Source organism: Pseudomonas sp. P7758 (genome assembly GCF_013386485.1).
GTDB lineage: Bacteria > Pseudomonadota > Gammaproteobacteria > Pseudomonadales > Pseudomonadaceae > Aquipseudomonas.
Genome location: NZ_JACARS010000066.1, coordinates 83,417 through 89,885 on the forward strand (window position 1 = coordinate 83,417; position 6,469 = coordinate 89,885).

Genomic DNA, 6,469 nt, shown 5'->3' on the forward strand with positions numbered 1-6,469 from the left:
CGGCCGGTCAACCCAGGCCGCTTTGCAGTGCCAGGTCCCAGGGCGGCACAGGGCTGAAGCGCGCCTTGAGGTATTCCAGCAACAAGCGGCTGCGGGCGTTGGCGTGTTGCTCCAGGCGTAGCGCATAGATACCCGCGGTTTCAGGCGTCGGCAGGCCGTTCTCGCAGAACAGCGGGACCAGTTCACCGCGCACCAGGTATTCACTGGCGAGCCAGGTGGGCAGATGCGCAACACCCAGTCCGGCCAGCGCGCCTGAAAGCAGGGCTTCGGCGTTATTGGCGCTCATGCGAATGCGCTGCGGGCGGTAGGTGGATTTGCGCCCATCGAGCTCAAAACGCCAGGCGAACATCGGTGCCAGGCCTTCCCAATCCAGGCCGTCATGCTCGCTTAACTGGCTGGGATGGGTCGGCGTGCCACGGCTTTTCAGGTAGGCCGGGCTTGCGCAAGCGATGCGCACAATGCTGGCCAGTGGCGTGGCAATCAGCCGGGTGTCGACGATATGCCCGGCCCGCAGCACCAGGTCGACCTTGCCCAGATGCTCGCCCTGCATGTCGACAAAGCTGTCGATCAAGTGCAGGTGCACGTCCAGTCCCGGATAGACATTGAGAAAGTCAGCGATGGCAGGCGCCAAATGCCGCCTGCCGAAAGCCGCCGGTGCGTCCACGCGGATCAGCCCCTCAGGCGCATGACTCAGCGACACCGCTTCGGCCCGCGCCAGTTGCAGTTCGCTGACAATCCGCCGGGCGCGCTCGGCAAACGCCAGGCCGGCGGGCGTCGGCACCACCGCATGGGTGCTGCGTTGAAACAGCCGGCTACCCACCGAGCTTTCCAGGCTGTCGATGCGCCGCGCCACGGCCGAGGGCGTGAGCGGGTGACGGCGCGCGGCTGCGGAAAAGCTGCCGGCTTCCAGTACGTCGAGAAACAGGCTCAGTTGATCGGTCAATGTATTGGGGTTCATCAGCGTCTGCTTGTGCGAGATTGGCACAGCCATTGTGCGTTGCTGTGCGTTTCCGCACCAGAGCGGACTGCGTAGCATGCAAGGCCTGGGAACAGCAGGAGCGAGCGGGTGGCAGATTTAACGTTGTATTTAATGCTGGGCGTAGCGTTGGGCACGGTCGGTGGCTTGTTCGGCATCGGCGGCGGGCTGATTGCCATTCCCGTGCTGGGGGTATTTTTCGGCCTCGACCAGCAGATCGCCCAAGGCACGGCCCTGGTGATGGTGGTGCCGAATGTGATGCTGGCGTTGTGGCGTTATCACCAGCGCAACCGGATTGAATTGCGTCATGCACTGCCGTTGGGCGTGATGGGTTTTTCCTTCGCCTGGCTGGGCTCGATCTGGGCGGTGGGGATCGATGCTGACGTGATGCGGGTGGGTTTTATCGCGTTTCTGCTGGTATTGGCGTCCTACAACCTGCTGCGAATGTTTACCCACAATGCACCGCCGTCAGCGCAGATGCGTTATTCCTGGCCGTGGCTTGGGGTGTTGGGCGCGGCGTCGGGCTCCATGGGTGGCTTGTTCGGGGTAGGCGGTGCAGTGGTTGCCACGCCGGTGCTGACCAGCATCTTCGGCACCAGCCAGGTGGTGGCCCAAGGGCTGTCGCTGGCCCTGGCCCTGCCGAGCACCAGCGTGACCCTGGTGACCTACGCCTGGCACCACGAAGTGGACTGGCTGATCGGCGTGCCTTTGGCCGTCGGCGGTTTGCTCAGTATCAGTTGGGGCGTGAAAGTCGCCCACGCCATGCCGGAGCGCATGTTACGCGGGCTGTTCTGCGGGTTCCTGGCGGTGTGTGCGGTGATGCTGACGTTTAAAGTTTGAAGCCTTCGAGGATGTATTCGGCGAGGCATTCGGTAATCGGCGAGGTGGTGCGCGGGTTGCGCAACAGCCGCAGGTTGACCGACGGCAGCGGCGGAAAACCGTCCGCTGTGCCCAATATGCGCAGGTCTTCGGTCACCAGGCTTTCCATATTGATCGTGACGGCCAGGCCGGCACCCACCACTGCGAGGATCGCGGCCCCGTTGGAGCTGTGATACGCCAGTCGGTACTCCTGCCCCTGGGCGTCCAGCGCGGCGCGTGCCCACTGCGTGCAAAAACTGTCGAGGCCGGAAATGGCCAGGGGCAGGGCGCTGTGCTCATCCATGCAGAAGCAGGGCGCCGCCACCCACACCATGCGTTCATGGCGCAGCAGTTCGCCGATTTCATTTCCCGGTTCGCGGCTGATAACGGTCAGGTCGAGGTCCCGGCGCTGCATCAGCACCGGCGACGACTCACAGTGCATTTCAATCTGGATCAGCGGGTAAGCCTTGGAGAAGCGCTTGAGAATCCCCGGCAAGTAGCGCATCACGTAATCGTCCGGGGTGCCGATGCGCACCAACCCGACCATGTGCGGCTCGCGCAGGGTGTTGAACACCTCGCTGTGCAGCTTCAGGATCCGGCGCGCGTAGCCGAGCAGCACCTGGCCTTCGGGCGTCAACCGCACCTGGCGGCCATCGCGCTCGAACAACTTGCGCTGCAACACATCTTCTTCCAGGCGCTTCATCTGCATGCTTACCGCCGACTGGGTGCGGTTGACCTGCTCGCCGGCGCGGGTAAAGCCCCCTTGATCAGCGATGGCGACGAAGGTGCGCAGCACCTCGGTGTCGATACTCGGGTAGCTGGACAATTGATCAATCTCCGAGATGTATTGCATAAGAAACATTCGTTGGATTGATCATAGCGCCAGGCACAGACTTCAGTCATCCCCACTGGAGGGCGAGATGATGAAAGGTCAAAGAGGCTTTGTACTGATGGCGAAGAGGCCGTTTTCCGGGCTGCTTCAACTGGGTTCCCGGTGGATGGCCGTGCACCGTGAGCGTCAGCTGTTGATGAGCATGAGCGATGAGGCGCTCAAGGACATCGGGCTCAACCGTGGCGATGTCGAGCAGGAAAGCCGCCGGCATTTTTGGGAAGACCCGCTGCGAAAATGACTCGGGATGCAGTAGGGTGGTTCGCGAGCACACAAGGAGATGCCCATGCCCGCAGAACTGTCCTTTTCCCTCAAGCAGGCGCGACGCCTGGCGCTGGCCGCCCAGGGTTTTTCCGGGCGCCAGCCGCCGGCGTTGATCAAGGCGGCGCAGGTCAATCGCCTGGTTGAGCGTTTGGGCGTGTTGCAGATTGATTCGGTAAATGCGGTGGTGCGTTCGCACTACCTGCCGCTGTTTTCCCGTCTGGGGCATTACTCTCCGTTGATTCTAGAACAGGCCGCCTGGAGTTCGGGGCGGCGCCGCTCGCTGTTCGAATATTGGGGCCATGAGGCGTCGTTGTTGCCAATGGCGCTGTACCCATTGATGCGCTGGCGTATGGAACGGGCGGCCCGGGGGCAGGGGATCTATCAGCAAATGGCGCGTTTTGGTCGCGAGCAGCAGGCCACCATCGCCCGGGTGCTGGGCATCGTCGAACAACAAGGCGCCCTGGGTGCGGGCAGTTTGTCGACCCGCGAGGAGCGCGCCGGCCCGTGGTGGGACTGGAGCGATGAAAAGCATGCGCTGGAATGGTTGTTCGCCGCCGGCCAGGTGACCGTCGCCGGGAGGCGGGGTTTTGAGCGTTTGTATGACCTGCCGGAGCGTGTGATCCCGGCCGACATTCTCCAGCAACCCCCCTTGGACGAGGCTGAGGCGCAACGCGGTTTGCTGCTGCACAGCGCCACGGCGCTGGGGGTGGGCACTGAAAAAGACCTGCGCGACTACTTCCGTCTGGACCCGGCCGACAGCCGTGGGCGCCTGGCGGAGCTGGTCGAGGATGGGCAATTGATCACCTGCGAGGTCCAGGGCTGGAAACAGCCGGCTTATTGCCTGCCCGAGCCGAAAGTCCCGCGCAAGGTGCCTGCCAGCGCACTGTTATCGCCTTTTGATTCGCTGATCTGGGAGCGCAGCCGTACCGAGCGGTTGTTCGATTTCCGCTATCGGCTGGAGATCTACACGCCCCAGGACAAGCGGGTATATGGCTACTACGTGCTGCCGTTCCTGCACAACGAGCGGATTGCCGCGCGCGTGGATCTGCGGGCGGAGCGGGCGGCCGGACGCCTGGCGGTGTATGCCGTTCACGAGGAAGAGCCGGGGCTGGACGAGGAGGGCATGCGCGCGCTGGCCCTGAATCTGCGGCAGATGGCCGACTGGCTCGGGCTTGAGCAGATACAGCTCAATTGCCAGCGGGCCAGTGCGGCACGGTTGCGGGTAGAGCTTTTAACGCTTGACCTGTTTTAGCGTCTCGGCGATCAGGAATGCCAATTCCAGCGACTGATCGGCATTCATCCGTGGGTCGCAGTGGGTGTGGTAGCGGTCCGACAGCCCGTCTTCAGTAATCGGCCGCGCGCCACCGATGCACTCGGTGACGTTCTGCCCGGTCATCTCGATATGAATCCCGCCGGCGTAAGTGCCTTCGGCTTCATGCACCTGGAAGAACTCCTTCACCTCACTGAGAATCTGCGCGAAGTCCCGTGTCTTGTAGCCGCTGCTGGCCTTGATGGTGTTGCCGTGCATCGGGTCGGAACTCCACAGCACCTGCTTGCCCTCGCGCTGTACCGCGCGGATCAGGTTGGGCAGATGGTCGCCGACCTTGCTGGCACCCATGCGCGCAATCAGGTTCAGGCGGCCCGGGTCGTTGTCCGGGTTGAGGATGTCGATCAGGCGGATCAGGTCGTCGGGGTTCATGCTCGGGCCGACCTTGACCCCGATCGGGTTGTTCACCCCGCGCAGGAATTCGACGTGGGCACCGTCAAGTTGGCGGGTGCGATCACCGATCCAGAGCATGTGTGCCGAGCAGTCGTAATAGTCGTTGGTCAGGCTGTCGCGGCGCACGAAGGCTTGTTCGTAGTTGAGCAGCAGCGCTTCGTGGGCGGTGAAGAAACTGGTCTCGCGCAGTTGCGGCGAGCTGTCCATGCCACAGGCACGCATGAAGGCCAGGGTTTCGTCGATGCGGTCGGCCAGTTGGCTGTACTTCTCGGCCAGGGCGGAGTTGGCGATGAAGTCCAGGTTCCACTTGTGCACCTGGTGCAGGTCGGCAAAACCGCCCTGGGCAAACGCCCGCAGCAGGTTCAGGGTGGCGGTGGACTGGTGGTAGGACTGCAGCAGGCGGTCCGGATCGGGCACGCGGCTTTTTTCGTCGAAGCCGATACCGTTGACGATATCGCCGCGGTAGGCGGGCAGGGTGATGCCGTCGATGGTTTCATCGTTGGAAGAGCGCGGCTTGGCGAACTGGCCCGCCATACGCCCGACCTTGACCACCGGGCAGCCGGCAGCGAAGGTCATCACAATCGCCATCTGCAGCAGCACCTTGAAGGTGTCGCGGATTTTTGCCGCCGAGAACTCGGCAAAACTCTCGGCGCAATCGCCGCCTTGCAACAGGAAGGCGCGACCCTGGGTCACCTCGGCAAACTGACGGCGCAACTCACGGGCTTCACCGGCAAACACCAGCGGCGGATAGCTCGCCAGGTTTTGCTCGACCTGCGACAAATGCGCGGCGTCAGGGTACTGGGGTTGTTGCTGGATCGGCAGGGCGCGCCAGCTGTCGGGGCTCCAGGGTTGGCTCATCATGAACTCGAGTGATTTGCGGTCGGGCCGTCATGTTATCAGCAATTAGTACGTGACCTGCTGCCGCCGGTTCGCCCACAATCCCGGCTTTCCCGTTGGCACGCCGTTAGGAGTTGCAATGTCTGAGGAGCGCGTCGAGCGCCTGCTGGCCGAGGTCCATGATGACTTCGGCATGATCCGCGTGCTGGAAGTGGCCGATTACCGCTTTCTCGAGTTTGGCGATGCCATCGAGCAGAGTTGTGTGTTTACTGCTGACCCGAGCTGGTTGGAGTATGACTACACCCGCGCGATGCTGATTGGGGCGTTGTGCCATGAGCAGCCGGAGAGTGCGTTGTTCCTGGGCTTGGGCGCTGGGACGTTGACCCAGGCTTGCCTGAAGTTTCTGCCTTTGGAAGATGTTGAGGCCATCGAACTGCGGCCTGATGTGCCGCGCCTGGCCATTGAGTACTTGGGGCTGGATGATGATCCTCGGCTGTATATCCGCGTTGGGGATGCGTTGGAATTGCTGCCTTCGGCTGAGTCGGCGGACCTGATTTTTGTCGACCTGTATACGGATGTTGGCCCTGGGGTTGGGCACCTGGCCTGGACGTTTCTGGAGAATTGCCAGAAGAAGCTGAACCCGGGGGGGTGGTTGGTGATTAATCAGTGGGCTACGGATGATGGGAAGCCTTTGGGGGCGGCGTTGTTGCGTGGGTTGTATCACCGGCATTATTGGGAGTTGCCGGTGAAGGAGGGGAATGTGATTTTGCTGGTGCCGGCGGATCTGGATCAGGTGCTCGATGTGGCGGCGTTGTCGGCGCGGGCTGAGGGGTTGGCGTCGCGGTTGGGGTATTCGTTGCAGTCGCTGATCAAGGCGATTCGGCCGGCTACGTAGGGTTTTGATTGTGTACATATCCGTTGCTGC

7 protein-coding genes are annotated in these 6,469 nt (G+C 62.5%); 4 read left to right on the top strand and 3 right to left on the bottom strand.

Translation table 11 applies throughout. The features are described 5' to 3' along the window. Positions 1 to 7: 7 nt before the first annotated feature. On the bottom strand, positions 8 to 958 hold the full coding sequence (locus HX873_RS14530; protein ID WP_008437773.1) for a LysR family transcriptional regulator: 951 nt from the start codon (positions 956 to 958) through the stop codon (positions 8 to 10). Positions 959 to 1,066: 108 nt separating this feature from the next. Here HX873_RS14530 and HX873_RS14535 point away from each other — a divergent pair, with 108 nt between their 5' ends. After that, the gene (locus HX873_RS14535) at positions 1,067 to 1,816 is read left to right on the top strand and encodes a sulfite exporter TauE/SafE family protein (protein ID WP_102605071.1); all 750 of its coding nucleotides are present in this window, start codon (positions 1,067 to 1,069) and stop codon (positions 1,814 to 1,816) included. Here the strand turns inward: HX873_RS14535 and HX873_RS14540 are convergent. After that, positions 1,806 to 2,687, bottom strand: coding sequence for a LysR family transcriptional regulator (locus tag HX873_RS14540; RefSeq protein WP_023659060.1), 882 nt, complete (start codon positions 2,685 to 2,687; stop codon positions 1,806 to 1,808). The genes HX873_RS14535 and HX873_RS14540 overlap by 11 nt on opposite strands. Positions 2,688 to 2,757: 70 nt before the next feature. Here HX873_RS14540 and HX873_RS14545 point away from each other — a divergent pair, with 70 nt between their 5' ends. Then, the gene (locus tag HX873_RS14545; protein ID WP_003218685.1) at positions 2,758 to 2,964 is read left to right on the top strand and encodes a DUF1127 domain-containing protein; all 207 of its coding nucleotides are present in this window, start codon (positions 2,758 to 2,760) and stop codon (positions 2,962 to 2,964) included. Positions 2,965 to 3,009: 45 nt separating this feature from the next. Beyond that, positions 3,010 to 4,239, top strand: coding sequence for a winged helix-turn-helix domain-containing protein (locus HX873_RS14550; RefSeq protein ID WP_177122836.1), 1,230 nt, complete (start codon positions 3,010 to 3,012; stop codon positions 4,237 to 4,239). On the opposite strand, the gene HX873_RS14555 is transcribed toward HX873_RS14550, so the two are convergent. After that, on the bottom strand, positions 4,219 to 5,565 hold the full coding sequence (locus HX873_RS14555; protein ID WP_087693647.1) for a class II 3-deoxy-7-phosphoheptulonate synthase: 1,347 nt from the start codon (positions 5,563 to 5,565) through the stop codon (positions 4,219 to 4,221). The genes HX873_RS14550 and HX873_RS14555 overlap by 21 nt on opposite strands. A gap of 118 nt (positions 5,566 to 5,683) precedes the next feature. On the opposite strand from HX873_RS14555, the gene HX873_RS14560 reads away from it, so the two are divergent. Beyond that, entirely contained in the window at positions 5,684 to 6,439 is a 756-nt protein-coding gene (locus tag HX873_RS14560) for a spermidine synthase (protein WP_102605070.1), read from the top strand. Positions 6,440 to 6,469 lie beyond the last annotated feature (30 nt).

Excerpts from the sequence above, each read along its gene's own strand:
- HX873_RS14560 (WP_102605070.1), top strand. The coding sequence starts at position 5,684 with ATGTCTGAGGAGCGCGTCGAGCGCCTGCTGGCCGAGGTCCATGATGAC.
- HX873_RS14545 (WP_003218685.1), top strand. The coding sequence starts at position 2,758 with ATGAAAGGTCAAAGAGGCTTTGTACTGATGGCGAAGAGGCCGTTTTCC.
- HX873_RS14555 (WP_087693647.1), bottom strand. The coding sequence starts at position 5,565 with ATGAGCCAACCCTGGAGCCCCGACAGCTGGCGCGCCCTGCCGATCCAG.
- HX873_RS14530 (WP_008437773.1), bottom strand. The coding sequence starts at position 958 with ATGAACCCCAATACATTGACCGATCAACTGAGCCTGTTTCTCGACGTA.
- HX873_RS14550 (WP_177122836.1), top strand. The coding sequence starts at position 3,010 with ATGCCCGCAGAACTGTCCTTTTCCCTCAAGCAGGCGCGACGCCTGGCG.
- HX873_RS14540 (WP_023659060.1), bottom strand. The coding sequence starts at position 2,687 with ATGCAATACATCTCGGAGATTGATCAATTGTCCAGCTACCCGAGTATC.